Below are 25554 nucleotides of genomic sequence, written 5' to 3' on the forward strand. Positions count from 1 at the left end.
GGCCAGGGCGCGGAAAACGCGCTTTCCGGCTCGACCGTCCGTCACAAGTGGAAGGTTGGGACGTATGGACAGCGACGCAATGGACAGCGGCGAAACGACCGGCGCCGAGACCGGCCCGGAGAACGACGCCGTCGACACCGGGACCGCGCACTCCGCTCGGATCTACGACTACATCATCGGCGGCAAGGACCACTTCCCAGCGGACCGCGAGGCCGGGGACGCCATGGTCCGGGAGTGGCCCGCGCTCCCCGTCCACATGCGTGCCAACCGCGACTTCATGAACCGCGCCGTGCGCCACCTCGCCCGGGAGGCCGGGATACGCCAGTTCCTCGACATCGGCAGCGGTATCCCCACCTCCCCCAACATCCACGAGATCGCCCAGGCGGCGGCCCCCGACTCCCGGGTGGTCTACGTCGACAACGACCCGCTCGTCCTGGACCTGTCCCGGAACCTGATGAGCAGCACGCCCGAGGGCCGCACGGCCTACCTGGAGGCCGACATGCGCGACCCGGCCGACATCCTGGCCGCGCCGGAGTTCCGTACGGCGCTGGATCCGGGCCGGCCCGTCGCCCTCACCGTGATCGCGATCGTCCACTTCCTGCTCGACGAGCACGACGCCGTCGGCATCGTCCGCCGCCTGCTCGCCCCGTTGCCCCCGGGCAGTTACCTGGCGATGTCCATCGGCACCGCGGACTTCGCGCCCGAGGAGGTCGGCCGCGTCGCCCGCGAGTACGCGGCCCGCGGTATGCCGATGCGGCTGCGTACCCGGGCGGAGGCGGCGGAGTTCTTCACGGGCCTCGACCTGGTCGACCCGGGGATCGTCCAGGTCCACCACTGGCGTCCCGACGGCACCGGCACGGAGGTCGTCCGCGACGCGGACATCGCGATGTACGGGGCGGTGGCCCGCAAGCCCTGAGCCACACACGGCGATTGACGATCAGTCAGTTCAACTGCGGATATGCTCCCTTCGGTCCTCGCCGCACCGTCCCGGATCACAATGCGGCAGCAGCGCCTCACCCCATGTGGTTGCTCACTTGACTACCAGCGGTCACACACGGTTGGCTCCGAGCCAACGAATGCCTCTCGCCGGTGCACACCCCCTCGCTCCGGCGGCGCTCGCCCCGTCCTCCCTGCTCTGCCGCACAGCGAGGTGCAGCCCCCCATGAACACTCCCCTCCCCGCTCCCTCCGCTCCCGTTCCCCTCGGATCCGTACGCCTCACCGCCCTGGCCGCGGCCTGCTGCCTCCTCCTGCTGACCGGCTGCTCCGGCACCACGTCGTCCGGTTCGGACATGGACGCGGCCGGCGGCTCGGCCGACCGCATCAAGATCACCCTGGTCACCCACGGCGCCGAGGGCGACGACTTCTGGGAACTGGTACGCAAGGGCGCCGAAGCCGCGGCCGCCAAGGACGGTGTCGACCTGACCTACGCCAGCGACCCCGACGCCGCCGGACAGGCCGAGCTGGTGCGGGACGCGATCAGCGACCGGGTCGACGGCATCGCGGTGACCCTCGCCAAACCACAGGCCATGAAGAGCCCGGTGGCCCGGGCCAAGGCGGCAGGCATACCCGTGGTCGGACTCAACTCGGGGATCGACGCCTGGCGTTCGGCGGGACTCCTGGAGTACTTCGGCCAGGACGAGAGCGTCGCGGGCCGCGCCGTCGGCGACAAACTCGACGGCCTCGGCGCCAAGCATGCCCTGTGCGTCATCCACGAGCGGGGCAACATCGCCCTGGAGGCGCGCTGCGCGGGCGTGAAGAAGACGTTCACCGGCGAGACCGAGATGCTCTACGTCGACGGAACGGACATGGACGCCATGACCGCCGCCGTGGCGGCACGACTGCGGCAGGAACCCGACATCGACGAAGTCATCGCCAACGGGGCGCAGTTCGCCCTTGCTGCGGTGCAGGCGACCGGGAAGGCCGGCAGCAAGGCGAAGGTCGCCACCTTCGACCTCAACAAGGACCTGGTCACGGCCGTCCGCGACGGCAGCGTTCAGTTCGCGGTGGATCAACAGCCCTATCTTCAGGGTTACTTGGCTGTCGACGGGCTCTGGCTCTACAAGACCAACGGCAACCTCAGCGGCGGCGGCGTGTCGCCCGTACTGACGGGCCCGGCCTTCGTCACGAAGACCAACGTCGCCGAAGTCGCCCGCTTCGCCGCCGCCGGCACCCGCTGACCGGACCGTCCCCCTTCCCCCCGCTCTCCTCCCCCTCCCCCTCCCCCGCTGATCGCTCTAGGACGACTATGTCTCCACGGACAGGTGCCCGGCGCCGACGTCTCGGCTCCATACGTCTCTCGCTGATCCTGCTGGCCCTGGTGCCCAGCGTCACCCTCGCCGCCATGTGGGGTGTGACGACGACCCAGATGTTCGCGGAGGGGCTGCGACTGCGCGCGCAGACCGAACTGAGCCGGTCTACCGGTGCCATGGGCACCGAGGCGACGCTCATGCTCCAGCAGGAGCGCAGCCTGTCCGCCGTGTGGCTGGCTTCGCGGCCCGCCGGCTCCCGGGCCGCGCTGGAGGCGCAGCGCGAGAAGACGGACGCGGCGGTCGCCAAGCTCGTCGCCCGGTCGGACGACATCCAGCAGGCGTCCGACCGCGTCAGGGACCGGATGTACTCGGTCGTCGCCTCCGTGGGCAGCCTGGAGTACTACCGGGGCCAGGTGGACGACCCCGTCGACATCACCGCCGCCCAGGCACTGGACCAGTACACGTCGATCATCGACGACCAGATCCACGCCTTCCAGGAACTGTCCCAGGTCGACGACGGCGACCTCACCTCGCAGGCCGGACCGCTCATCGCCCTGGAGCACGCGGCCGAACTGGTCTCCGAGGAGGACCTCCAGCTCACACTCGCCGGGCCCCGACAGCGGATGGACGACAAGACGTGGGCGGAGTTCGCCCAGTTGGTCAACACCCGGCGCTGGCTCGTGCAGGACCAGATCGTCCCCTCGCTCACCGGCACCGCGAAGACGCAGACCGAGAAGATCCTGACGAGCTACCAGTGGCAGATCCTGGAGTCCGTGGAGAACCAGGTGCTCGCGGCCCGCGCGAAACAGGGCGAAAACGGTGACATCGCGTTGCCGGACGTGCAGAAACAATGGCGTGCCGCGCTCATCGAGGTCTCCGACCAGTACTCGGGGCTGATCCGGCTGCAGACCACGGCACTGCTCCAGCACAGTGCGGACGAGGCGCGCGAGCTGCTCATCACGGCCGCCTCGCTCAGTGCCGGCGGTCTCGTCGCCCTGCTGCTGTGCGTCGGCATGTCCTGGCGTATCACCCGCTCGCTGTCGCGGCGGCTGCACGGGCTGCGGATGGCCACGCTGAGCCTGGCGCACGAACGGCTCCCGGACGTAGTGGCCCGGCTGGACCGGGGCGAGACGGTCGACGTGGACTCGGCGACCCCTCCGCTGGACTACGGCGGCGACGAACTCGGCCAGGTGGCCGCGGCGTTCAACACGGCGCAGCGCACCGCCGTGCACACCGCGGTCGAACTCGCCGACACCCGGCGCGGTTTCCAGAAGGTCATCCTGGGGATCGCCCGGCAGAGCCAGAACCTGGTCAACCTCCAGCTCAGCAAACTCGACGCACTGGAGCGGCGGCACCAGGACCCGGAGGTCCTCAACGGGCTCTACGAACTGGACTCCACGGCCAGCCAGTTGCGTCGCTACGAGGAGAACCTCGTCATCATCAGCGGCGGCCGGCCGGGGCGCAGCTGGACGGAGCCGGTGGCGCTGATCGACATCCTGCGCAGCGCCGTCGGGGAGGTCGCCGAGTACCGGCGGGCCGAGGTGCACACCGAGGAGGACGTGTACATCGCACCACCCGCCGTGGCGGACGTGATCCATCTGCTCGCCGAGCTGATCGACAACGCGACGTCCTACTCGCCGGCCCCCAGCCCCGTCGGCGTACGGGCCGCGCTGGTGGCCAGGGGCTTGGCGATCGAGGTCGAGGACCGCGGCCTCGGCATGTCCGAGGAGGACTACGCCTCGTTCAACGCGCAGTTGGCGGTCCCGCCCCAGTTCGACGTGGTGGCACTCGCCGACGACCTGCGGCTGGGCATGTTCGTGATAGCCCAGCTGGCGACCCGGCACGGGATCGCCGTCACCCTGCGCTCGTCACCGTACGGCGGGACCACGGCGATCGTGCTGGTCCCGCACGACATCGTGGTCCGCGAGGCTCCCGGTCCGTCGGCCCCGGCTGCGGAGGAATCGAGCGAACCGACGACCGCCGGATCCTCCTCCCCGGACACGGACCTCCCGTCACCTGCGCGGGCCGCACCGGACGCGGCGCGGGAGCACAGCCGGTCGGGCACCGCACCGGCATCGTCGCCCTTCCCGGCAAGGGGCGCCTCCGTTGCGGCGCCCGACTCGTCGGCCCCATCGGCCAGTGGGTGGGACCCGGCACCGAGCCGGCCGGCCTCGGCGGGCCCTGCGCCGGACTCCCCCGACCCGGCAGACTCCCCGTCCTCGACGGACGTCGCGTCCTCGACGGGCACGGCGTCCCCGACGGGCACGGCGTCCTCGACAGGCGACTCCTCCTCGACAGGCGACTCGCCCCTGACGACGGACGGCGTGACGGCCCCGGCCGATGCGTCCGCCTCCGGGCCCGGTGCGCCGGACGTCGTGGGTCGTGGGGGCCTCCGGGCGAGCGGGGTGGCGACCGCCACGGCCCGGCCCCCGGGTGCGGCCGCGCGGCCCGAAGGTCTCACCCCGTTGCCCCGCAGGGTCCCGCAGACCAGCCTCGCCACCGAGTTGCGCGAGGACTCCACATCCGCCGCGGCCGTCGAGGAAGACGGTTACCCGGACGACTTCACCGCGGAGCGCGCGGCCTCTTCCCTCGCGGGTTTCCAGCGAGGCACGCTGCGAGCACACGCCGACGCCGACCTGTGGTCCGACGACCCGCAGGAAACATCCACCGAGGAGGCCCCCGGCCCGCCGGTCACCGCCGCGAGCACCTCCCAGACCCCGACACCGCCCGCCGACCGCTCATGAAGGACTTCGCGATGACACGCTCCATCCCCGGCACGAACACCCAGCTCGACCAGCTCCTGACCGGTCTCGTGGACCGGGTCGCCGACGTGAACCAGGCCGTCGTACTCTCCGAGGACGGGCTGGTGGTGAGCAAGTCCACCGGTTTCCTGCGCGAGGACGCCGAACGGCTCGCGGCGACCGCGTCCGGCCTGATGAGTCTCAGCAAGGGCGTCAGCATGGATTTCCGGGGCGGTCCGGTGCGCCAGGCGCTCATCGAGATGGCCAACAGCTACCTGATCCTGACCTCGGCCGGCCCGGGGGCCCATCTCGTCGTACTCGCGGGGAAGAACGCGGACGTGGGCGTGGTGGCGTACCAGATGAACATGCTGGTGAAGAAGATCGGCGAGCACCTCAGCGCGGCACCGCGGGCCCATGTCGGTCCCGCCGTCCGCACCAACGGCGGGTGAGGTGAGCGGAGGCGACGAAGCGGGCAGACTCGTCAGGCCGTTCACCCTCACCGGTGGCCGGACCCGGCCCAGCCGTGCCGACTTCACGCTCATCACGACGGTGACCGCGGTCGACCCGCCGCCCGAGCGGGCCGCGCGGCCGCAGCCGGAGCACATCCGGATCCTGCGGCTGTGCGCCCGGCCGCTCGCCGTGGCGGAAGTCGCGGCCCATCTCGACCTGCCGGTGAGCGTGGTCGTCATCATGCTCTGCGACCTGCTGGAGGCGGGCCTGATCACGGCCCGGCCGCCCCGTTCCGTCACCGGCACCCCGGATCTCGATCTGCTGGAGAAAGTGAGGGACGGCCTTGGCCGGATCTGATTCCACCGCTCCCACCGCCCTCAGCCCCGGGCCGGCCGCGGCACCCGACACGGTGAAGATCCTCATCGCCGGCGGTTTCGGCGTCGGAAAGACCACCATGGTCGGGGCGGTCAGCGAGATCGCGCCGTTGCGCACGGAGGAGCCGCTGACCGTTGCCGGGCTGGAGGTGGACGACCTCAAGGGCATCGAGGAGAAGCGGTCCACCACCGTGGCCCTGGACTTCGGGCGGATCAGCATCGGCGACGACCTGGTGCTGTATCTGTTCGGCACGCCCGGTCAGCAGCGGTTCTGGTTCATGTGGAACGACCTGGCGATCGGCGCCCTGGGGGCGGTGGTGCTCATCGATGTGCGGAGGCCGGAGTCCAGCTTCGCCGCGATCGACTTCTTCGAGCGCCGCGGGATCCCGTTCGTTGTCGCGGTAAACGGTTTCCACGGGTTGCACCCGTATCCGACGGAGGAGATCAAGGAGTCGCTGGCGTTGCCGGCACATGTTCCCGTGTTGCTGTGCGACGCGCGGGAGCGTGACTCGTGCCGGGACGTGCTGATCGCTCTGATCGACCGGCTGATCGAGGACGTCACGCTCCAGCCGAGCCCGGCACACTGATCGGCATCCCGAGCCGACGAAGCCGCCCGAGCCGCCCGAGCCGCCCGAGCCGCCCCAATTCGCGACCGCCCGACCTCTTGGCCGCCCAGCGCCGCCCGGCCGCCCGGCCGCTTGGCCGCTTGGCCGCTTGGCCGCTTGGCCGCTTGGCCGCTTGGCCTGCGAGTGTCCGGGACTCCGTCCGTCAGTGGGCTCCCGCGGCACGCAGTACGGCAACCGTTTCCGGATGCGTTCCGGCGGTCGCCCACTCGAGTGGGGTCAGGCCGGTGCCGTGGTCCTCGCGCAGGTTGGGGTCGGCGCCGTGGGCGAGCAGGGTGCGGACCGCGTCGATGTGGCCCCAACAGGCCGCCGCGCACAGCGGGGTTCCCTCGGCCCCCAGGCCCGCGCTCTCGGCGTCGGGCGGCGCACCGGCCTCGAGCAGCCTGCGCGCGACGTCGGCGTTCCCTTGAACGCAAGCCGCGTACAACGGAGTTGTTCCTTCGACATCGGCGGCCGAGGGGTCGGCGCCGGCCCGCAGCAGCAGGTCGACCTGAGCACCGCCCCCGAACATCACCGCCGACAACAGACGCTTCGTCAGTTTCTTCTGCCGTCTCCTGTTCACGGTCGCCGAGAGTAGCCCGGACCGGCGACAAGATCGCCGCAATTTCCGTGGGGCACCCACAGGTGCAAGGCGGAAAACCGCCAAGCGTGTCCCAGTGATTGACCTGTTCCTCGCGCGCCCCTACTTTCTGACCGACTCACCGAACCTGGTTCGACATTTCGAACCGAGTCGGCATCAAAGGGCACCCCGCATCCCTGGAGCGCATATGACCCCCAACCCCTCCCGCCGCCTCGTCCTGGGCGCGGCCGCCTCCGTCCCCCTGGCCCTCACCCTCGGCGTCCCGTCCGCCCACGCGGCCGACTCGGCCTACGTGATGGGCTACTTCACCGAATCGACCAGCCTCGGCGCCGGCACCGACTACGGCCTCCACCTCGCCGTCAGTACGGACGGGTTGCAGTGGATGCCGCTGAACCAGAACAACCCCGTGGTCACGCCCACCGAGGGCGCGCTGGGGCTGCGCGACCCGTTCATCCTGCGCAAGCAGGACGGCACCTACGTGGTGATCGCCACCGACCTCAAGGGCACCGACTGGAGTTACGTCAGCCAGTACGTGCACGTGTGGAACTCGACCGACCTGCGCACCTTCACCGGCTACCACCGGCTGAAGCTGCACGACATGAACACCCACAGCTGGGCGCCGGAGGCGTTCTGGGACGCGGGCCGGGGACAGTACGCGCTCATCTACTCCGCCGTGAACAGCAGCGGCCACAACGTGATCATGGTCAACTACACCACCGACTTCGTCACCGCCTCCGCCCCCCAGGTCTTCTTCGACCCCGGCTACGACGTGATCGACGGCGACATGGCCGTAGGGGTGAACGGCGTCAACTACCTCTACTTCAAGAAGGACCAGACGCTGGTAGGCGCCCGGTCCAGTTCCCTCGACCCCGGCAGCTTCACGGTCTTCAACACCGGGGTGGCCCACGGCGGCACCGAGGCGCCGACCCTCGTCAAGTCGCTGACTTCCAGCACCTGGTGGCTCTGGGGGGACACCTACACACCCAACGGCGTCTTCTACGCCTGGCAGTCCACCGACCTCTCGGCGGGCACCTGGACCGCGCTCGACCAGAAGACGTACACCCAGCCGGTGAACTCCAAGCACTGCGGTGTCACGACGATCACCAGCACGCAGTACAGCAACCTCGTCGCCAAGTGGGGCGCCCCGGCCTGGAACCGACTCAAGTCCTACAACTACCCGGACCGTTACGTCCGCCACGCCAACTACGTCGGCCGCATCGACACGTACCCCTTCGACCTCTACACCGATTCCCAGTGGAAGCTCGTACCCGGCCTGGCCGACAGCACCGGGGTCTCCTTCCAATCGGTGAACTACCCGACCCGGTACCTGCGGCACTACAACTACCAGCTCCAACTCGATGTCAACGACGGCACATCGGCCTTCGCCGGGGACGCGACCTTCTACCGTACGGCGGGCCTGGCGGACTCCGGATGGGCGTCGTTCCGCTCCTACAACAACCCGACGCGCTACATCCGGCACGCGAACTACGTACTGCGCATCGACCCGGTCTCGACGGCCACCGAGAAGCAGGACGCGACGTTCTACGTGGGTTACTGAACGAGACCCGTCACCGGAGCCGGCCGCCCTCTGGGCGACCGGCTCACAACTCGGCGAGCCGGGGCAGCAGTTCGGCCGCCGCCGCCACGTCGCCGGTCAGCGGACGGTCTTCCGTGCCCGCGGGAAGAACGGCCGTCGCCGCGGCGAGCATCGCGACCGGCGCCGGAAGCGACTCCGCCTGGACCGGGCGCATCCTCAAAGCCCTTACGGCGACGACCAGTTCACACGCGAGGACGGTGGTGTAGGCGTCCGTTGTCCGCGAGGTCTGGCGGGCGGCCTGTCCGGCGAAGCTGGCGGCCTCCTCCAGACCTCGCGACAGGACGGCGTGGCCGGCCGAGGCGGGAGTCGTACTCGAACGCAGTTCCGCCAGGGCGGAGTTGGCGGTGTACTCCAGAATCATCGTGCCCGAGCTGGTCGCGGGTCCCCCGCCGAGGAAGGGGGGCAGACCGGTGAGCCCGGAGTCGCCGAGCGCCGTCAGGCGAGCGGCGGAGAGCTGCGCGGTCTGCAGCAGGGCGAGGTTCGCGGCGTCCAGGGCGAGGCCCAGGGGCGCGGCGAAGAAGCCACCGTGGTGGTAGGCCGTGGTGCCGTCGGGATCCATGAGGGGGTTCTCCGAAGGGCAGTTGACCTCCACCTCGATGACTTCCCGAAGTCGCTCGGAGGCGTCCAGGGCGCAGCCGTGCGCCTGCGGGAAGGCACGGAACCCGAAGGGGTCCTGGATACGCCGGCCCTGGCGGCGGTGCGGCCGGTCGGGCAGGCCGAGCAGTCGCCGCACCTCACCGGCCGCGCGGGCCGCGCCGGGATAGGGCCGCAGGGCGTGCACGGGCGCGGCGTACGCCTCCGGCGAGCCGGACACCGCGGCGAGGGACAGGGCGGCGACGGCATGCGTGGCCCGCAGCAACATGTCCAGCTCGCGCTGGGCGAGCGCGGCCTGTGCCAACGCGAGGGCGTTGCTGCTGAGCAGGGCCAGCGCGTCACCGGGCTGAAGGACGACCGGGGCCGGGAGCCCGGTGGAGCGGGCGGTGGTGGGGACACCGGGGCCGGAAACGACTGCCGTCACCGAGGCGGAAACGGGGACGTAGACGGTTTCGGCGGCAGGTCCGGGCAGAGTGACGAGCTGAACTGCGGGCGCGACGACGTACCGAGCAGCCGCGGCGAGCTCGCCACCGGCAGCGGCTGCGGCTGCGACCGATCCCGCCCTCGGTGACGGGCCGGCCCACTCCGTGTTCGGCTCGGACTCGGGCTCCGGCTCGGGCGTGGGCTCCGGCTCGGGCCCGGGCTCGCTCGACGGGATGCCCAGACCGGCCTGCGCTGGCCGCGCCTTCACCGGACGGGCCGACACACCACCCGATCCACGTTCCGCGCCCGCACCCGTCACCACGCCCGGTGCGCGTTGTACCCCTGCGACCGACACCCCACCCGGTGCGCGTTCCGTACCCGCGACCGACGCTCCACCCGGTGCGCGTCGTGCCCCCGCGGCCGACACCTCGCCGGGTGCGGTTCCCGTACCCGCGTCCGGCGGGCCGTCAGGTGCGGGCTTCGTCGCCGCGGCGACGGACTCGCCGCCCGGGTCGGCGCCCTCCATCAGGCCGGCCGGCTCACCGTCCGACCCAGGGGATTCCTCCGATCCGGCCAACTCGCCGCTCAGCCACGGCCGTTCGCCGATCAGCGTCAAGCCGGTCTGGGCGAGCGCGGTCAAGTCACCGGTGCCGACACCGCCGTACTCGTTGACCGCCGGGTGGACGCCGAGACGGAGGGCGTCGACGAGGGCATCGATGAGAGCGGGCTGGATACCGGAGCCGCCGGCCAGGAGCTGGTTGGCCCGTACCGCGAGCATGGCGCGGACCTGGCGGGCGGGGAGCGGAGCACCCGCTCCGCCCGCGTGGCTGCGCAGCAGGCGCAGACCGTGCGCGGCCTCGTCGCCCTCGTCGACGGGCACCGAGCGCTGTGCGCCGACGCCGGTGCCGCGGCCGTACAGCCGTCCGGCGGCGGCGAGCGCCTGCGCCGTGCGCCAGGAGAGGGCGGCCCGCTCACGGGCCTCGGGAGCCACCGCGGGCACGGCCGCACCGTCGACGAGCGCGATCAGCTCGCCGACGGTGAGGGTGGTTCCGTTCAGGACGGTCCGGGCGCCCCCGCGGTGCGGAGAAACCCGGGTCGGTCCGTTTGCTGCTGTTTCCAACGGTTCACGTGATCCGGTGGAACCTCAGCCGAGGCCGGCCGACTTCAGCCAGGCCTTGGCGACGTCCAGCGGGTCCTTGCTCTCCAGCTGCACCTGGGAGTCCAGGTCCAGCAGGGCCTTGGTGTCGAGCTTGGCGGAGACGGCGTTGAGCGCGTCGATGCCCTCCTGGGAGAGCCCGCTCTTGTAGACCAGCGGGGTCACGTTCGCGAATCCGAAGAGGTTCTCCGGGTCCTGGAGGACGACGAACTTCTCCTTGGTGATGGTCGGGTCCGTGGTGAAGATGTCCGCGGCCTGCACGGTGTTCTTCTTCAGCGCGGCCTGGGTCAGCGGACCGCCCGCGTCGAGGGCCTTGAAGGACTTGAACTTCAGCCCGTACACCGACTCCAGGCCGAGGATGCCCTGCTGGCGGGTCTGGAACTCGGGCGAGCCACCGAGGACCAGGTCCGGCGCGATGTCCTTGAGGTCGGCGAGCGTGGACGTCGCGGTGAGGTTGTACTTCTTCGCGGTCGCCGCGTTGACCGTGACGGAGTCCTTGTCCTCGGCCGGCGACGACTCCAGCAACGTCAGCTTGGAGTCGAGCTTGGCCTTCGCCGCGGCGTTCACGGTCGCGAGCGAGGTCTGCTCGGCCTTAGCGTCCAGGTAGGCCAGCAGCGAGCCGTTGTACTCCGGCAGGACGGTGATGGAACCGTTCTTGAGCAGGCCGTACGTGGTCTCACGGCTGCCGATGTTGGGCTTGTAGGACACCTTGATGCCCTTGGCCTTCAGGGCCTCACCGTAGATGTCGGCGATCAGGATGCTCTCGGCGAAGTTGTTGGAGCCGACGACCACGGTGTCGCCGGCCGCCTTGTCGCCGGCGAGCGGGTCGGAGGTGTCGTCGGACGAGGAGCATCCCGCCAGCAGGACCGTCGCCGCCGCGAGGGCGACGGCCGCCGCACCTGGGTGGTTCCTGAAGGACCTGCTGCTGTGGGCGTTGGTAGTCACGGTTCCCGTTCCGAGCTGGGGGGTTGATGAGAACTCAAACACTCTGGCCTGATCCAATCCACCCGCTTCTTGATCAGTCAAGAGGAGCCGGGTTACCGATTGGCTTCGATCCGTGATCACCTTCGACCGGATCGGTAGATCACCTGTGTACCCCTTTGAAGGCCCCTGAACGGCTCCGGTTCACCGCTTCGTAATGGATTCTTGACGTAGGGCGACGCGCTCGACCGTTCGAATAGGCGATAGTCTCGCCGGAGTTGGCGTCCGCCACAGCAGTCGGCGTCGGCCACAGCGGTGTACGGGGGCCGCTTCCGTATCATTCATATTCGGACACGTGCGTGCAGAAAGTCGGCACGCATGCAAACGCCCCTCGCACGCGAGCAGCACCCCCTTGAAGGAGGCCCGGTGTCCACGAAAGAGGTGGACGCGTCCGCCCGGTCGGCATCCTCGGCACCCACGTCCGCACGCCGGGGTCTGCGGGGATTCGCCGATCGGTGGCCCTTCCAGCGCAAGCTGAACGTACTCGTCGGTATCCCGCTGACGGTGATCGCGTTGCTGCTGACGTACCTCATCGTCGACCTGGTGCAGGAGTCCAACCGCGCCGAGGACGCCGCCCAACTGGTGCGTGACAGTGCCCAGGTCGCCCAGCTCGTCGCCGACCTGCAGGACGAGCACCAACAGGCGATCCTGCTCTCCGTGCGGCACGAGGCGTCGTTCGACGGCGGCACCCCCTCCACCGACGGCTACCGGCAGGCCCAGGCCGCCGTGGACGCGCAGGTGCACAAGGTGGTCGACGCCTTCGGCGACCGGCTGCCGGACACCGAGGTGCAGGCGCTGAAGGAGGTCCAGGGCCTGGCCGGCCTGCGGGCCACCATCGAGCAGGGCTATCTGCCCGCCGACAACATCGACCCCGCGTACTCGGGTGCGGCCGACGGTCTCATCGACGGCCTGGGCCTGGACCGCAACGCCGACCTCGCGACGACCTTCACCGGCAACCTCCTCGACTCGCTGCTGCGCGCCGACGCCGCGCACGGCGCCTTCGAGACGGGCGTGTTCTCCGCCCGGACCGGTGACAGCAACGCGCTCATCGAGTTCACCGGCGCGGTCGGCTCCTACGAGCTGTTCACCTACCAGGCCGAGCGGTTCGAGCGATTCGCCAACGAGACGCAGAACGAAGAGTTCGGCGGCATCGAGCACAACTCCTCGCAGGCTTCGATCGGCCAGCACTACGCCGAACTGGCCGTGGATCCCAGCGCGTTGCAGGCCGAGTCCAAGGCCGACATCCGTACGGCGTTCCGGGCGGCCATCGCCTCCTACCCCGACTACAGCGCACAGGCGCGGACCCGGCTGAAGATCACCGCGTCGCTCATCGACCAGATCGCCGACCGGGCCGACGACACCGCCTCCAGCGCCCAGTGGCGCGCGGGTCTGCTGCTGAGCCTGGCGCTGCTCAGCTTCGCCCTGTGGATCGCCTTCTCCATCCTGGTACGCCGCTCCGTGGTCCGCCCGGTGCTGGCGCTGACGGGAGCCGCCCAGGAGGTCGCCGACGTCGCGGGCCGCGAACTCGCCCGCGTGGCCGACGACGACGCCGAGGAGTCCGGGCCCCCGCGGCTGCGTGAGCTGCCCGTCACCGCGGACGACGAGATCGGTGAACTCGCCGAGGCCTTCAACAACGTGCAGACCACCGCGGCCGCGCTGCTGGAACGCCAGGTGCTCAGCCGACGCAACGTCGCCGAGATGTTCGGCAACGTCGGGCGCCGCGTCAGCAACTTGACGACCCGTCAACTTGCGCTGATCGACGCGGTGGAGCGCGGTGAGACCGACCCGGCGCTGCTCGAACGCCTCTACTCCATCGACCACATCGCGGTCCGCCTGCGCCGCAACGCCGACAGCCTGATGCTGCTGGCCGGCATCCGCGAGACCGTCCTGGACGCCGGACCGACCGAGCTCACCAACGTCGTACGCGCCGCGCTGGGCCAGATCGAGGGCTTCCAGCGGGTTCAGCTGCGTGCCGCGACCGAGTCCCTGGTGGAGCCCGACATCATCGGCGACCTCACGCTGATGATCGCCGAACTCCTGGAGAACGCCGTGTCGTTCTCGCCCGAGGGCAGCCCCGTCGAGGTGGTGGTCGGCTCCGACGCCGACGGCGCCTCGATCACCGTCGCCGACCACGGCCTGGGCATGAGCGCCGAGCGCCTGGCCGAGGAGAACTCCCGCCTCGTGCGCCGCGAGCGCCTCGACGTCGTCCCGACGAAGGTGCTCGGTCTGTTCGTGGTCGGCGCGCTGGCCCGCCGCTGGGACGTCGACGTCACCCTCTCCCGCACCCCGGGCGGCGGCGTGACGGCCGAGGTGATGATCCCGTCGACGCTGCTCCTGACGATGAGCGAGCTGGGCCCGGTGGGCAGGCCCGCGCACACCGGCACTTCCCCGGCCACGGCAGCGCTCGCCGCCCCGTCCGCCCCCGCGGCCGGACCCTCGCCGTCGTCCTCGATCCCGTCCACGGTTCCGTCCTGGGCCACGAACGAGGACGATCCGACCGCGCTCCCGCGCCGGGTCCCCCGCCGTGACCCGTCCCCGGGCGAAGGAGAGGCCGCGGCCCCGCTCACTCCGGTGGCCGGCACCGACGACCCGACGCGCGACACCGACGCCGCCACGGCCATCGCCACCGCCTCGACGGTGACAGGCACTTCCACTGAAACCGGCGAAACCGGTGTCTCGACCCGTCCGGTGGAAACCGGTTCCTCCAGCCCTACGGCCGGAACCGGCTCCACTTCCTCCGGGAACGCCGACGTAACCGCTTCCTCCGACCGTGACGTCGAAACCGGTGTCTCCGCCCGTACGGCGAAGCCGGCACCCCTCGCCGATGCCGCCCCGTCCGAGGCTCCGGCCACCACCGGGGCCGAGCCGGACACCACGGCCGAGCCCGCGACCCGCGCCTACCCGGCCGGCGTCGGGATCCCGGCGCCCCGCACGGCCGAGGCGACGCTGCACGCCCGCGCGCAGGACGAACCCGGGGACCACGCCCGTACGGCGGAGCGCACGACCCCCACCGGTCCGGCGGAGTCGTCCCACGTCCACGCGGCCGAGTCCCGGCCCGCCGCCCGTGCGGCGGAGCCCGCGCCGCACGCCCACCCGTCCGGCCCCGGGAGCGGCCCCGCCCGCGCCACGGGCGGCCCCGGCGACTCCGGCCGCAGGACGGAGCACGGCGGCGCCGACCGTGGCGCCGAACCTTTCCCGCTCGACCGCGCCGCCGGTCCCGCCGGCCCCACCTCCGCTTCCGCCCGGGCCGGTGCCGACGCGTTCGCCGTCGGTCCCGACGGCTCCCGTCCGCTCCGTCGACGGGTGCGCGGGGCGACGCTGCGGACGACCGCCGAGGCCGCCGCCCAACAGGCCGCGCGGCAGGCCGTCCGCCCCGCCGACGCGGACGCCGTGCGCGATTCACTGGAGGAGTTCGAGGCGGCCGTGGCCCGCGCCCACCGGGACACCGGCGAACACCCTCGCCCCGCCGCCCCCCGCCCCCTCACCCCCACCACCGAAGACCCGATGGACCGCCGGAACGACCGCCGGCACGACCACCGTCCCGACGTTTCGACCGACCCGACCGACCGGACAGCGCCGTCCGACGCGTCCGGCCGGACCGAGCCGATCAATGACCCGATCACCGGCCGGGACACCACGCACCACCAGAACCACCTTCCGGAAGGAGCCGAGCAGTGAGCACGTCGACAGGTGAGACTCCCGCCGGAGACGCCAAGCCGACCGACCTGCGGGCCGCCGCAGCCGACTTCACCTGGCTGCTCAACCGTTTCGCCACCGAGACCGCGGGGGTCGTGGACGCCATCGCGGTGTCCTCCGACGGACTGCTGATCGCGGTGTCGGAGCTGCGCGAGCACGCCGACTCCGAACGGCTGGCCGCGATCGTGTCGGGCATCACCAGCCTGGCCGCGGGCGCCTCCGGCAACTACGGCCTGGGCGGCCTGAACAAGGTCATCATCGACCTGGAGGGCGGCCACGTCCTGGTCTCCGCGATCGGCAGCGGCGCCGTGCTCGGCGTCGTCACCGACAAGGAGGCCAAGCTGGGCAACATCGCCTACGAGATGACGGTGTTCGCCAACCGCGCCGGCACGGCGCTCAGCCCACAGCTCGTCCTGGAACTGAAGAACAGCGTCGGCGCCACGCGTACGCGCTGAGCGCGTGCCACCGTAGAGAGAGCGAACACCGATGGCGGACGGCCGCACACCGCGCGGGGCCGGCGAGGACGGCGTCGCCCCCGTCGGCCCCGCACCCGCCGTCCGGCCCTTCCTGGTCACCGCCGGCCGGGTCGCGGGTGGCGCGGGCGAGGCGTCGTCCGGCCGGACGATGCCCGTGGAGACCCAGCTGGTGGCCACCACCGGCGGGCTCGACGCGCTCGGCCGGCTCTCCTTCGAACAGCACGACATCGTCGCCGCCTGCCGCGTCCCGCAGTCCATCGCGGAGATCGCGGCCAGGCTGCGGCTGCACCTGAACGTGGTGCGGGTCCTCGCCGAGGACCTCCGGACGGCGGGGCAGTTGTCGGTGCACGTGCCCGACTCCGGCGTCACCCACGACGCATCCGTTCTGCGCAGGGTTATCGATGGCCTGCGGGCCATCCCCGACTCCCGGGGGGTACTCCGTGACACCGACTGAACCGCTGGTCCGCACCTCGGCCGGCCAGGCCGCCGTACGGCCGCCGCTGCCGGTGAAACTGGTGATCGCGGGCGGCTTCGGCGTGGGCAAGACCACCGCCGTCGGCTCGATCTCCGAGATCGAGCCGCTGACCACCGAGGCGGCCATCACCGAGGTCGCGGCGGGTGTGGACGACCTCAGCCACACCCCGCGCAAGACCACCACCACGGTCGCGATGGACTTCGGCTGCATCACCATCGACCCGACGCTGAAGCTGTATCTGTTCGGCACGCCCGGGCAGGAGCGGTTCGGGTTCATGTGGGACGACATCGTGGAGGGCGCGGTCGGCGGGCTCGTCATCGTGGACACCCGCCGTCTCGACGACTGTTACGCCGCAGTCGACTACTTCGAGCACAAGCAGATCCCGTTCGCCGTTGCTGTAAACGCTTTCGACGGCCAGATCGCGCACACGCTGGACGAGGTCCGCTGGGCCCTCGACGTGTCCGAAGGCGTCCCGCTGCTCGTGTTCGACGCGCGCGAGCGCGGCTCGGTACGCGACGCGCTGCTGGTCGTGCTGGAACAGGCGCTGGCCCGGTCGGGCGGCTGACGGCGCACTGGGCGGCCGGAACGTCGGTAACGACTGGAAACGGCCAGAAACAGGCAGAAACGTCGGGACCGACTGGAACCGGTTAGAAACAACCGGAACCGTCGGAAACAGCAAAGGCAGCGCGACCGGGCCAGAACTGCGGTGCGAGGGAATGCCCTTCCCCCGCACCGCAGTTGTTTCCGTCATGAGCCAGAGCGACAGCAACAGCAACAGCCGCGACGACCGTACGATCACCAACCCGCCCGCCCTGCACGACCCCACACCCTTCGGCTACAGCCATGCCGTGTCGGCGCCCGGCGAACCGGTCTTCCTCGCGGGCCAGTACGCCTCGGACGCGTCGGGCGCTCCCGTGGCCGGCGACTTCGCCGTTCAGGTGGAACTGGCCTTCGACCGGCTGGAAGCGGCGCTGGCCGGGGTGGGTCTCGGGCTCCGCCACGTCGTGCGGTTGGGCACGTTCATCGTCGACCACGACCCCGGCAGGCTCGAGATCCTGGGCAAGGCCCTGCACGCCCGCTTCGGCGAGCGGCTGCCTGCGCAGACCCTGAGCGGGGTGGCCTCGCTCGCCCTGCCGGGCATGCTGTTCGAGGTCGACGCGATCGCCGTACGGCCACCCCGGGGCCAGGACCTGTCCTAGTGCCAGGAGACCTGTCCTAGTTGCTCCTGCGCACTCCCGGCGAGACCGTCACCTTCGCCGCCGCCCAGAACACCGCGAGCGTCGCGAGTGCCATGCCGGCGACCAGGGTGGCACCGCCCACCACCTTCTCGTAGTCGTGCTGGTAGAGACCGTCGACGATGTAGCGGCCGAGGCCACCGAGGCTGACGTACGCGGCGATGGTGGCCGTCGAGACGATCTGGATGGCCGCCGACCGCAGACCGCCGAAGATCAGCGGGAGCGCGACGGGCAGTTCGACGCGCAGCAGGATGCCGGCCTCCCCCATGCCCATGCCCCGCGCGGCGTCCACGGGGGACGGATCGACGGAGCGCACCGCCTCGTAGGTGGTGACCAGGATCGGCGGGACGGCGAGGACGACCAGCGGGATCATCACGGGCAGCATGCCGAACCCGAGCACGATGGTCGTCACCACCAGCAGGCCGAAGGTGGGCAGTGCCCGGCCGGCGGTGGCAACAAGAGAAAGGACGTTTCCGCCCCGCCCGTAGTGACCGGTTATCAGGCCGATCGGCAGCCCGATCGCGGCGGCGAGAGCAAGGGCTTCCAGGGAGTACTGGACGTGTTCCCACACGCGGGTGGGGATTCCGTCGTAACCGTGCCAGTGTGCGCTGTCGCTGAAGAAGGCGTTTACGAAATTGATGACGTTCACCGGGCTGCGTCCTCCAGGGCGGGCACGGCCGGATCGGGCCGGACCCCGGCGGCCTTGGACTTTCCGCCGCGCGCGCCGCTCGGCATCCAGGGGGTGAGCAGGATGCGTACCACCACCAGCAGGGCGTCCGCGAGCACCGCCAGAACCGCACTGGTGATCACGGAGTTCCAGGCGAGTTCGGGCCGGTTGTAGATCTGCGCGTCGTGCAGCAGGTTGCCCAGCGCGCCCTGGTTGCCGATCAGCATGCCGACGCTGACGAGGCTGATGCTGGACACGGTGGCCACCCGAAGGCCGGCGATGATGGCCGGCACCGCGATCGGCAACTGGACCTGGATGTAACGGCGTACGGGTCCGAAGCCCATGGCGGTCGCGGCGGCGAGGGTCTCCTGCGGGACCGAACGGACGCCGTCGACGATCGCCGGGACGAGCACCACCAGGCTGTAGATGGTGAGCGGGATCATCACCGTCAGTTCGGTCTGCCCCGTGTAGTCGATGAGGACGACGAAGAAGGCCAGGGACGGGATGGCGTAGAGCACGGTCGTCACCCACAGCACCGGCGGGTACAGCCAGCGCAGCCGCACACACAGCTGGGCCAGCGGGAGCGCGAGCAGCAGCCCGCCCAGCACCGGCAGCAGGGCCTCGCGCAGATGGAGCCCGATGAGACCGAACCAGTCGTGCTGGAGGTCGCTGGGGATGTCGAAGAAGCGGTTCACCGGATGACCTTCTGGGCGGTCTCCTCGGGCGACGGCTGCTCCTCACGGCCTGCCGCGTGGGCACCGCGGATGGCCTCGCCGATGGCGGCCTGGGAGACGACTCCGGCGGCCCGGCCCTCGGCGTCCACGGCGACCGCCCAGCCGGTGGGCGACAGGACCGCACAGTCGAGGGCCGCGCGCAGCGAGTCCCGCTCGGCGACGAACGGCCGCCCGTACGGCAGGAGTCGGCCGGCGTCGACCCGTCCGGCCGTCAGCGCGCCGGGCTCGCTCCAGCCGAGCGGACGGCCGTCCAGGCCGGTGACGAGGAGGTAGGGGGCGTCGGTCGCGCCCCGTGCGGCGATCTGCTCGGCCGTGGAGTCGATCGCGACGATCGGCGTGGTGAGCAGTTCCAGGCCGGCGGAGGAGAAGAACGACAGGCGCCGGATGCCCCGGTCGGCGCCGAGGAAGTCCTCGACGAACGCGTCGGCGGGGTCGGACAGCAGCTCGGCCGGTGGCGCGAACTGGGCGAGCCGGCCGCCGGTACGCAGCACCGCGACCATCGTGCCGAGCTTCACGGCCTCGTCGATGTCATGTGTGACGAAGACGATGGTCTTGCCCAACTCCGCCTGGATGCGCAGCAGTTCGTCCTGCAGGCCCTTGCGGACGACGGGGTCGACGGCGGAGAACGGCTCGTCCATGAGCAGTACCGGCGGATCGGCGGCGAGTGCGCGGGCCACACCGACGCGCTGCTGCTGGCCGCCGGAGAGCTGGTAGGGGTAGCGCTTGGCGAACGAGGCGTCGAGCCCCACCCGTTCCATCAGCTCGCGTGCCCTCGCGCGGGCCTTGTCCTTGCTCCAGCCGAGCATCCGGGGCACGGTGGCGATGTTGTCGACGATCGTCCGGTGCTGGAAGAGCCCGGCGTTCTGGATGACGTAACCCATGGACCGGCGCAGGGTGTTGACCGGTTGCTGACGGCTGTCGACGCCGTCGATGACGATCGTGCCCTCGCTGGGCTCGACCATCCGGTTGATCATCCGCAGGGTGGTCGTCTTGCCGCAGCCGGAGGGGCCGACGAGGACGGTGATCGCACGGTCCGGGATGTCGAGGGAGAGCCGGTCGACCGCCACCGTGCCGTCCGGGTATCGCTTGGTGACTGAATCTATCCGTATCAAAGCGCCGAATACCCTTCGGGTCTGGCAATTTCTGCCCGCTCTCGATACGAGTTCGGGCCGTTGCGGGGAGAGTCTAGACCGCTTACCAGATCAGCAGCCCGCCGCCGGCCCCCTGCGCATACCGCGCGCTCGCCTCGATGCCGTCCAGTCGGCCGGAGATGTGGTGACGGTGGCTCTCGACCGTCCGGTCGGGCGGGCGGGTCTCGGCGGCGAGACGCTCCGAGCAAGCGCGTACCAGAGCGATTTCCTCCAGGAAGGCGGGGATCTCGTCCGGAGCGACGACATCGCCGTTGTGCACGCTCACCAGCGCCGGCAGGAACCGGGCGCCGATCCGGCGGATGGCCCGTGATCCCCAGACCGTCCTGCGCCACGACTCCGGCCCGGCCAGGTCCGTGCCGGCGGGCCGACCGTCCCGCTCCCCGGTCAGGAGGTCGAGGTCACCGTCGTCCCCCACCAGGAAGACCTCGCTCGTCAGGCTCATACCGCCAGTGGATCACGCCACCCGCACCTGGGTGAAAGGGGTTTCCACTGTGTGCAACCTGTGAGTCCGCTGATTCTCACTCTTCCCTCAGGACCGGCTCAGGGATCCCCCAGACATGGCCCCGATCGTCATGCCCATGAACGAAACGAACGCGGGAGGCGTCCGGCAGCGGTCGGTCGAGATCGTGGTGCCGGTGTACAACGAGGCACACGTCCTCGCCCACAGCATCGGCCGTCTCCACGCACACCTCGAAGAGTCCTTCCCGTTCCCGTTCCGCATCACGATCGCGGACAACGCCAGCACGGACGCCACCTGGTACGCGGCGACCGACCTGACGCTCCGGCTCCCGCACGTGCACGCCATGCGCCTGGAGGAGAAGGGCCGGGGCCGCGCCCTGAAACATGTGTGGAACCGCTCCGGCGCGGACGTCGTCGCCTACATGGACGTGGACCTGTCGACGGGCCTGGAGGCGTTCCTCCCCCTGGTCGCGCCGCTGCTGTCCGGCCACAGCGACCTCGCCGTCGGCAGCCGGCTGCACCGCCAGGCGGCCGTGGTCCGGGGCGCCAAGCGGGAGTTCGTCTCCCGCTCCTACAACCTCCTGCTCAAGGCCGGCCTCGGCGCCCGGTTCTCGGACGCGCAGTGCGGCTTCAAGGCGGTCCGCGCCGACGTCTTCCGCGCGCTCGCCCCGCACATCGAGGACACCGCCTGGTTCTTCGACACCGAACTGCTGGTCCTGGCCCAGCGCAACGGGCTCCGCGTCCACGAGGTGCCGGTCGACTGGACCGACGACCCCGACAGCCGGGTCGACATCGTCCGCACGGCCGTCGACGACCTCAGGGGCATGGGCCGGATGCTCCGTTCCACCCTCGCCGGCCGTACCCGCGTCCCCGCCGTACCCCGCCGCACGAGCACCCCCCAGGTGCCGACGGCACGCACGACCACCCCCGCCGCCGTCCTGCCCACCGGGGCGAACACCCACCTGGAGTACGCGTCATGACGACACTCGCCCCGCCGCCCGCCCCCGTCCGTGAGGACGGCGCCCGCCACCGGTCGGCCCCGCCCGCCGACGGCGGACTCGCCTCCCGCGCCCGGCGTCTGTTCACCGGCGCACCCGAGGACCCGCGCTGGGCCCGCCCGACCCTCTGGGCGATCCTCGTCCTGGCCACCGCCCTCTACGCCTGGAACCTCTCCTCGATCACCGGCAACACCTTCTACGACGCGGCCGTCTACAGCGGCACCAAGAGCTGGAAGGCGTTCTTCTTCGGCGCCCTGGACGCGGGCAGTTTCATCACGGTCGACAAGCCGCCGTTCGCCCTGTGGGTGATGGGCCTGTCCGCCCGTGCCTTCGGGTACGGCACCTGGCAGTTGATGCTGCCGATGGTCGCCGTGGGAACCGGTTCCGTCGCGCTTCTGTACCGGCTCGTCAAGCGGGACTTCGGCGCGGTGGCGGCGACGATTTCCGCGCTGGCGCTGACGCTCACCCCGATCACGGTCGCCATCACCCGGGACACCAACCCCGACCCGATCCTCGTCTTCCTGATGCTGCTGGGCGCGGCCGCACTGCTGAAGTCGGTGCGCACCGGCCGGCTGATGCCCCTGGTGTGGTCGGGCGTCGCCATCGGTTTCGCGTTCAACACGAAGATGATGCAGGCGTACGTGGTCCTGCCCGCCTTCTTCCTGGTGTACCTGTGGGCCGCGAACGCCTCGCTGGGCAAGCGCATACGCAACCTTGCCGTCGGCACGGTCGCGCTGATCGTCTCCAGTGCCTGGTGGATGGTGGTCGTCGATCTGATCCCGGCCTCGTCCCGCCCCTACATCGGCGGCTCCACGGACAACACGGTCTGGGATCTCGTCATCGGCTACAACGGTTTCGGCCGTATCTTCGGTGCGAGTTCGTCGGTGGGCTCGCAGGGCAACGGAGCCAGCTTCGGCGGCGAGGCGGGCCTGTACCGGATGTTCAACGACACCATGGGCGGCCAGATCTCCTGGCTGATCCCCTTCGCGGCGATCGCGCTGGTGGCGGGTCTCGTCCTGCGCGGCCGGGCGCCCCGTACGGACGCCAGGCGTGCCGCGCTGATGCTGTGGGGCGGCTGGTTCGTCCTGCACTACCTGACCTTCGCCCTCGCCGAGGGCACCTTCCACCCGTACTACGTCACCGCCATGGCTCCCGGTATCGCGGCCCTGACCGGCGCGGGCGGCGTCATGCTCTACAACGCTTTCCGCAACGGCTCCGCGGCGGTGGAGGTCCCCCCGACCGAGCGAAGCCGAGACTGGGGGATGGGCTGGGCGCTGCCGGCCGCGGTGGCGGCGAGCTCGGTGTGGGCGGTCGTACTCCTCCAGCAGGTCTCCGGCTCCGGAACGCTGTACACGGTCGCCGAGGTCGTCGCCGGTGTGGCCGGGGCGGCCTCGGTGATCGGGCTGCTCATCGCCCGCTTCTCGAAGCGGCAGCGGCTCATGGGCGTCGCGGCACTGGCGGCGGTGGTGGCGCTGCTCGCCGGCCCGGCCGCCTACTCGGCCTCGGCCGCGACCTCCAGCACCAACGGCACCAACCCGACGGCCGGGCCGAGCACCGGCGGTATGGGGGGCATGGGCGGTGGTGGCGGCCAGCGGCCCAGCGGGGCCGGCGGCGGACCGGGAACCAACTCCGGTGATGCGCCGAGCGGTTCGGGCGACGGCCAGGAAATGGGCCAACCTCCGTCGAACAGCGGCGACTCCACGGACGACGGCGGCTCGACGGGGTCGGGTACGGCGGAGTCGGGCACGACCGAATCAGGCACCGCGGAGTCCGGCTCGACCGAGTCGGGTACCACCGAGTCCGGCAGCGCCGACGGTCGCACCGGCGGGGGCATGGGCGGCGGTACCCAGGTGTCGTCCGCGATGATCACGTATCTGAAGAAGAACCAGGACGGCGCCGGCTGGCTGGTCGCGGTGGCCACCGACCAGACGGCCTCCTCGATCATTCTGGAGTCCGGTGAGCCGGTCATCTCGATGGGCGGCTGGTCCGGCAGCGACAACGCGATGACGCTGGCCAAGCTGAAGAGCCTCGTGAAGGCGGGCAAGCTGCACTACATCGTCGTCGGCGACAGCGGCCAGGGCTCCTCGAACTCCGAGATCTCCACCTGGGTCAAGGCGAACGGAACAGCCGTGTCCGACTACAGCGGTCTCTACCGCCTGGACGCGTCGGACGTCGGCTGAGGACCACGGAACAACGGAACACAAGAGGCGGGCCGCCGGTTCCACCGGCGGCCCGCCTTCCGCATGCCCTGAAACGTTCGTGAAACCGCTTCAGAGCGAGCTGTCATCGAAGCCGAGCTGCAACCGGAGCAACCCGGTCAGCGACACCGGCGTTGACGACGCGTCTGCGGCCGGCGTCCCCGCCCCGACGCCCAGGCGAGGACCGTCGCGCCCCAGCCGAGCAGCCACAGGGCCGCGCCCAGGGCCGCCGCCTCGACGCTCACGCGGCCGCTGCCACCGCCGTCGGGAACCCGCCGGTGCGCAACACGCGTCCGCCGGGCAGTACGGCGTACACCTCGCAGCCGTCCCGCGCGGCCGCCCACTCGACGCCGTCCGCGCCCAAGGCGAAGGCGGCCGTGGCGACGGTGTCCGCCTCGGTCAGGGTCGGGGCCACGACGGTGAGACTGTCGAGGCCGGTCACCGGCCGGCCGGTGCGGCCGTCGAGGATGTGGTCGCCGCGCTCGTAGCGAGCGGAGGTCGCGACGGCTCCGTCGGTGAGGTCGAGGACGGTGCACAGCCGGTCGGCGATCTCGGGATGCCGTACGCCGACCCGCCAGGGACCGCCGGAAACGACCACGTCACCCCCGGCGTTGAGGCAGAACCGGCTGAGTCCGGCCCCGGTCAGCAGCTCCGCCGCCCGCTGCACGGACCAGCCCTTGACCACCGCGCAGGGGTCCAGGCCGCGGCCGGGCAGCCGGATGTCGAAGGCGCCGCCCGTGGCCACCCGGTACCGCTCGCAGATGTCGAGCACCTCCACGAGGTCGGCGCTCAGCTCGTCGGCCGGCAGCTCGCCCCGGCCGTACCGGGAGACCTCGCTGTCGGCCTTGAACGGGCTGAACCGTGCGTCGACCTCGCGCAGCCACGCGAACACGGCGTCCCCGGTCCCGTCGGGGACGACGGTGTCGTCGACCCGCAGCGAGACCGGGAACCCCATGACGTGTTCGACGCGGTGCACGTCAGGCGCCCTTCGCGTCGATCGCGGCCTGGAGCGACTCCTTGTAACCGTCGCTCGTGAGGGTCGCGCCGGAAACGGTGTCGATGTCCGCACTCTGCGCGGTAAGCGTTTCCGCAATCAGCTTCGGCACCGCCGCGGTCGTCTGCGGATGATTCGGCTGCTTCAGCATCTTCACGGCCGTGATCTTGTCGCCCTCGAAGGTCACCTGGACCTGGACGTCACCCTTCTCCGTGGCCACGGTCGGACCCGCCACCGTCCGGGACGCCGAGGCGGCTGCCGAGGCCGAGGGGGACGCGGAGGCGGCGGCCGCTTCTGCGTCGATCGCGGCCTGGAGCGACTCCTTGTAACCGTCGCTCGTGAGGGTCGCACCGGAAACGGTGTCGATGTCCGCACTCTGCGCGGTAAGCGTTTCCGCAATCAGCTTCGGCACCGCCGCGGTCGTCTGCGGATGATTCGGCTGCTTCAGCATCTTCACGGCCGTGATCTTGTCGCCCTCGAAGGTCACCTGGACCTGGACGTCGCCCTTCTCCGTGGCCACGGTCGTGCCGGTGAAGGTGGTCGATCCCGAGGAGCCCGAGGACGACGTGGAGGAGGACACGGAGGGCGTCGAGGCAGCCTCGGTGGTGGATGTCGTACCGGTCGACGGCTCGTAGCGCCAGACCGGGATCAGACCCGCCACGGACAGGACCAGAACAGGGATTACTCGCTTCACGATGTCT

The 25554-nt window shown here is 70.8% G+C and carries 23 protein-coding genes; 14 read left to right on the plus strand and 9 right to left on the minus strand.

The genetic code is table 11. From position 1 onward, the window contains the following. The first annotated feature begins 64 nt into the window (after positions 1-64). The 6 genes from OG933_RS11475 to OG933_RS11500 all read left to right on the plus strand — a co-directional run bounded on the left by OG933_RS11475 (position 65) and on the right by OG933_RS11500 (position 6403). Positions 65-916 carry an SAM-dependent methyltransferase gene (locus OG933_RS11475; RefSeq protein ID WP_405626878.1) on the plus strand — a complete coding sequence of 284 codons (852 nt, stop codon included), beginning with the start codon at positions 65-67 and terminating at the stop codon, positions 914-916. A 246-nt stretch (positions 917-1162) separates the two neighbouring features. After that, complete coding sequence (locus tag OG933_RS11480) at positions 1163-2179, plus strand: substrate-binding domain-containing protein (RefSeq protein WP_362525169.1); 1017 nt, start codon at positions 1163-1165, stop codon at positions 2177-2179. Between the two features lie 68 nt (positions 2180-2247). Continuing rightward, positions 2248-4995, plus strand: coding sequence for a nitrate- and nitrite sensing domain-containing protein (locus OG933_RS11485; RefSeq protein ID WP_405626880.1), 2748 nt, complete (start codon positions 2248-2250; stop codon positions 4993-4995). 11 nt (positions 4996-5006) lie between these two features. Next, positions 5007-5441, plus strand: coding sequence for a roadblock/LC7 domain-containing protein (locus OG933_RS11490; RefSeq protein WP_020125285.1), 435 nt, complete (start codon positions 5007-5009; stop codon positions 5439-5441). Position 5442: 1 nt separating this feature from the next. Further along, a complete protein-coding gene (locus tag OG933_RS11495) occupies positions 5443-5799 on the plus strand; it encodes a DUF742 domain-containing protein (RefSeq protein ID WP_383466824.1) in 357 nt (118 codons plus the stop codon). Next, positions 5786-6403: an ATP/GTP-binding protein gene (locus tag OG933_RS11500; RefSeq protein WP_362525176.1), complete on the plus strand. Its 618-nt coding sequence runs from the start codon at positions 5786-5788 to the stop codon at positions 6401-6403. The genes OG933_RS11495 and OG933_RS11500 overlap by 14 nt, the downstream gene beginning before the upstream one ends. Positions 6404-6584: 181 nt before the next feature. Here OG933_RS11500 and OG933_RS11505 read toward each other — a convergent pair whose 3' ends face one another. Next, entirely contained in the window at positions 6585-7001 is a 417-nt protein-coding gene (locus tag OG933_RS11505) for an ankyrin repeat domain-containing protein (RefSeq protein ID WP_405626884.1), read from the minus strand. Positions 7002-7206: 205 nt separating this feature from the next. On the opposite strand from OG933_RS11505, the gene OG933_RS11510 reads away from it, so the two are divergent. Next, positions 7207-8577 carry a glycoside hydrolase family 43 protein gene (locus OG933_RS11510; RefSeq protein ID WP_405626886.1) on the plus strand — a complete coding sequence of 457 codons (1371 nt, stop codon included), beginning with the start codon at positions 7207-7209 and terminating at the stop codon, positions 8575-8577. A gap of 43 nt (positions 8578-8620) precedes the next feature. On the opposite strand, the gene OG933_RS11515 is transcribed toward OG933_RS11510, so the two are convergent. Together OG933_RS11515 and OG933_RS11520 are read right to left on the minus strand one after the other, a co-directional pair. Further along, complete coding sequence (locus OG933_RS11515) at positions 8621-10753, minus strand: aromatic amino acid lyase (protein WP_405626889.1); 2133 nt, start codon at positions 10751-10753, stop codon at positions 8621-8623. Between the two features lie 24 nt (positions 10754-10777). Next, positions 10778-11734 carry an ABC transporter substrate-binding protein gene (locus OG933_RS11520; RefSeq protein WP_362525185.1) on the minus strand — a complete coding sequence of 319 codons (957 nt, stop codon included), beginning with the start codon at positions 11732-11734 and terminating at the stop codon, positions 10778-10780. 402 nt (positions 11735-12136) lie between these two features. Between OG933_RS11520 and OG933_RS11525 the strand changes: the two genes are divergently transcribed. The 5 genes from OG933_RS11525 (at position 12137) to OG933_RS11545 (ending at position 17616) form a co-directional block, all read left to right on the plus strand. Next, entirely contained in the window at positions 12137-15448 is a 3312-nt protein-coding gene (locus tag OG933_RS11525) for an ATP-binding protein (protein ID WP_405626893.1), read from the plus strand. Further along, positions 15445-15921 (plus strand): roadblock/LC7 domain-containing protein, encoded by a 477-nt coding sequence (locus tag OG933_RS11530; RefSeq protein WP_020125273.1) that lies wholly within the window; start codon positions 15445-15447, stop codon positions 15919-15921. Before OG933_RS11525 ends, OG933_RS11530 begins: the two co-directional genes overlap by 4 nt. 31 nt (positions 15922-15952) lie before the next feature. Further along, a complete protein-coding gene (locus tag OG933_RS11535) occupies positions 15953-16396 on the plus strand; it encodes a DUF742 domain-containing protein (protein ID WP_020125272.1) in 444 nt (147 codons plus the stop codon). Beyond that, positions 16383-16982 (plus strand): ATP/GTP-binding protein, encoded by a 600-nt coding sequence (locus OG933_RS11540; protein ID WP_020125271.1) that lies wholly within the window; start codon positions 16383-16385, stop codon positions 16980-16982. The genes OG933_RS11535 and OG933_RS11540 overlap by 14 nt, the downstream gene beginning before the upstream one ends. Positions 16983-17166: 184 nt before the next feature. Further along, positions 17167-17616, plus strand: a complete 450-nt coding sequence (locus OG933_RS11545; protein WP_405626897.1) for a RidA family protein — start codon at positions 17167-17169, stop codon at positions 17614-17616. A 16-nt stretch (positions 17617-17632) separates the two neighbouring features. On the opposite strand, the gene OG933_RS11550 is transcribed toward OG933_RS11545, so the two are convergent. From OG933_RS11550 to OG933_RS11565, 4 genes are all read right to left on the minus strand, one after another. Then, the gene (locus OG933_RS11550; RefSeq protein ID WP_362268935.1) at positions 17633-18301 is read right to left on the minus strand and encodes an ABC transporter permease; all 669 of its coding nucleotides are present in this window, start codon (positions 18299-18301) and stop codon (positions 17633-17635) included. Next, positions 18298-19014 (minus strand): ABC transporter permease subunit, encoded by a 717-nt coding sequence (locus tag OG933_RS11555; protein WP_362525192.1) that lies wholly within the window; start codon positions 19012-19014, stop codon positions 18298-18300. The genes OG933_RS11550 and OG933_RS11555 overlap by 4 nt, the downstream gene beginning before the upstream one ends. Beyond that, the gene (locus OG933_RS11560) at positions 19011-20165 is read right to left on the minus strand and encodes an ABC transporter ATP-binding protein (RefSeq protein WP_405626901.1); all 1155 of its coding nucleotides are present in this window, start codon (positions 20163-20165) and stop codon (positions 19011-19013) included. The genes OG933_RS11555 and OG933_RS11560 overlap by 4 nt, the downstream gene beginning before the upstream one ends. 82 nt (positions 20166-20247) lie before the next feature. Further along, positions 20248-20646, minus strand: a complete 399-nt coding sequence (locus tag OG933_RS11565; RefSeq protein ID WP_405626903.1) for a hypothetical protein — start codon at positions 20644-20646, stop codon at positions 20248-20250. 136 nt (positions 20647-20782) lie between these two features. Here OG933_RS11565 and OG933_RS11570 point away from each other — a divergent pair, with 136 nt between their 5' ends. Beyond that, a complete protein-coding gene (locus tag OG933_RS11570) occupies positions 20783-21643 on the plus strand; it encodes a dolichyl-phosphate beta-glucosyltransferase (protein ID WP_405626905.1) in 861 nt (286 codons plus the stop codon). Beyond that, the gene (locus tag OG933_RS11575; protein WP_405626908.1) at positions 21640-23841 is read left to right on the plus strand and encodes a glycosyltransferase family 39 protein; all 2202 of its coding nucleotides are present in this window, start codon (positions 21640-21642) and stop codon (positions 23839-23841) included. The genes OG933_RS11570 and OG933_RS11575 overlap by 4 nt, the downstream gene beginning before the upstream one ends. Before the next feature lie 259 nt (positions 23842-24100). Here OG933_RS11575 and OG933_RS11580 read toward each other — a convergent pair whose 3' ends face one another. Then, positions 24101-24814 carry an FAD:protein FMN transferase gene (locus OG933_RS11580; protein ID WP_405633354.1) on the minus strand — a complete coding sequence of 238 codons (714 nt, stop codon included), beginning with the start codon at positions 24812-24814 and terminating at the stop codon, positions 24101-24103. 22 nt (positions 24815-24836) lie between these two features. Further along, positions 24837-25547, minus strand: coding sequence for an FMN-binding protein (locus OG933_RS11585; protein ID WP_405626911.1), 711 nt, complete (start codon positions 25545-25547; stop codon positions 24837-24839). Positions 25548-25554: the final 7 nt, after the last annotated feature.

This window comes from Streptomyces sp. NBC_00016 (genome assembly GCF_045040885.1).
Lineage (GTDB): Bacteria > Actinomycetota > Actinomycetes > Streptomycetales > Streptomycetaceae > Streptomyces > Streptomyces coriariae.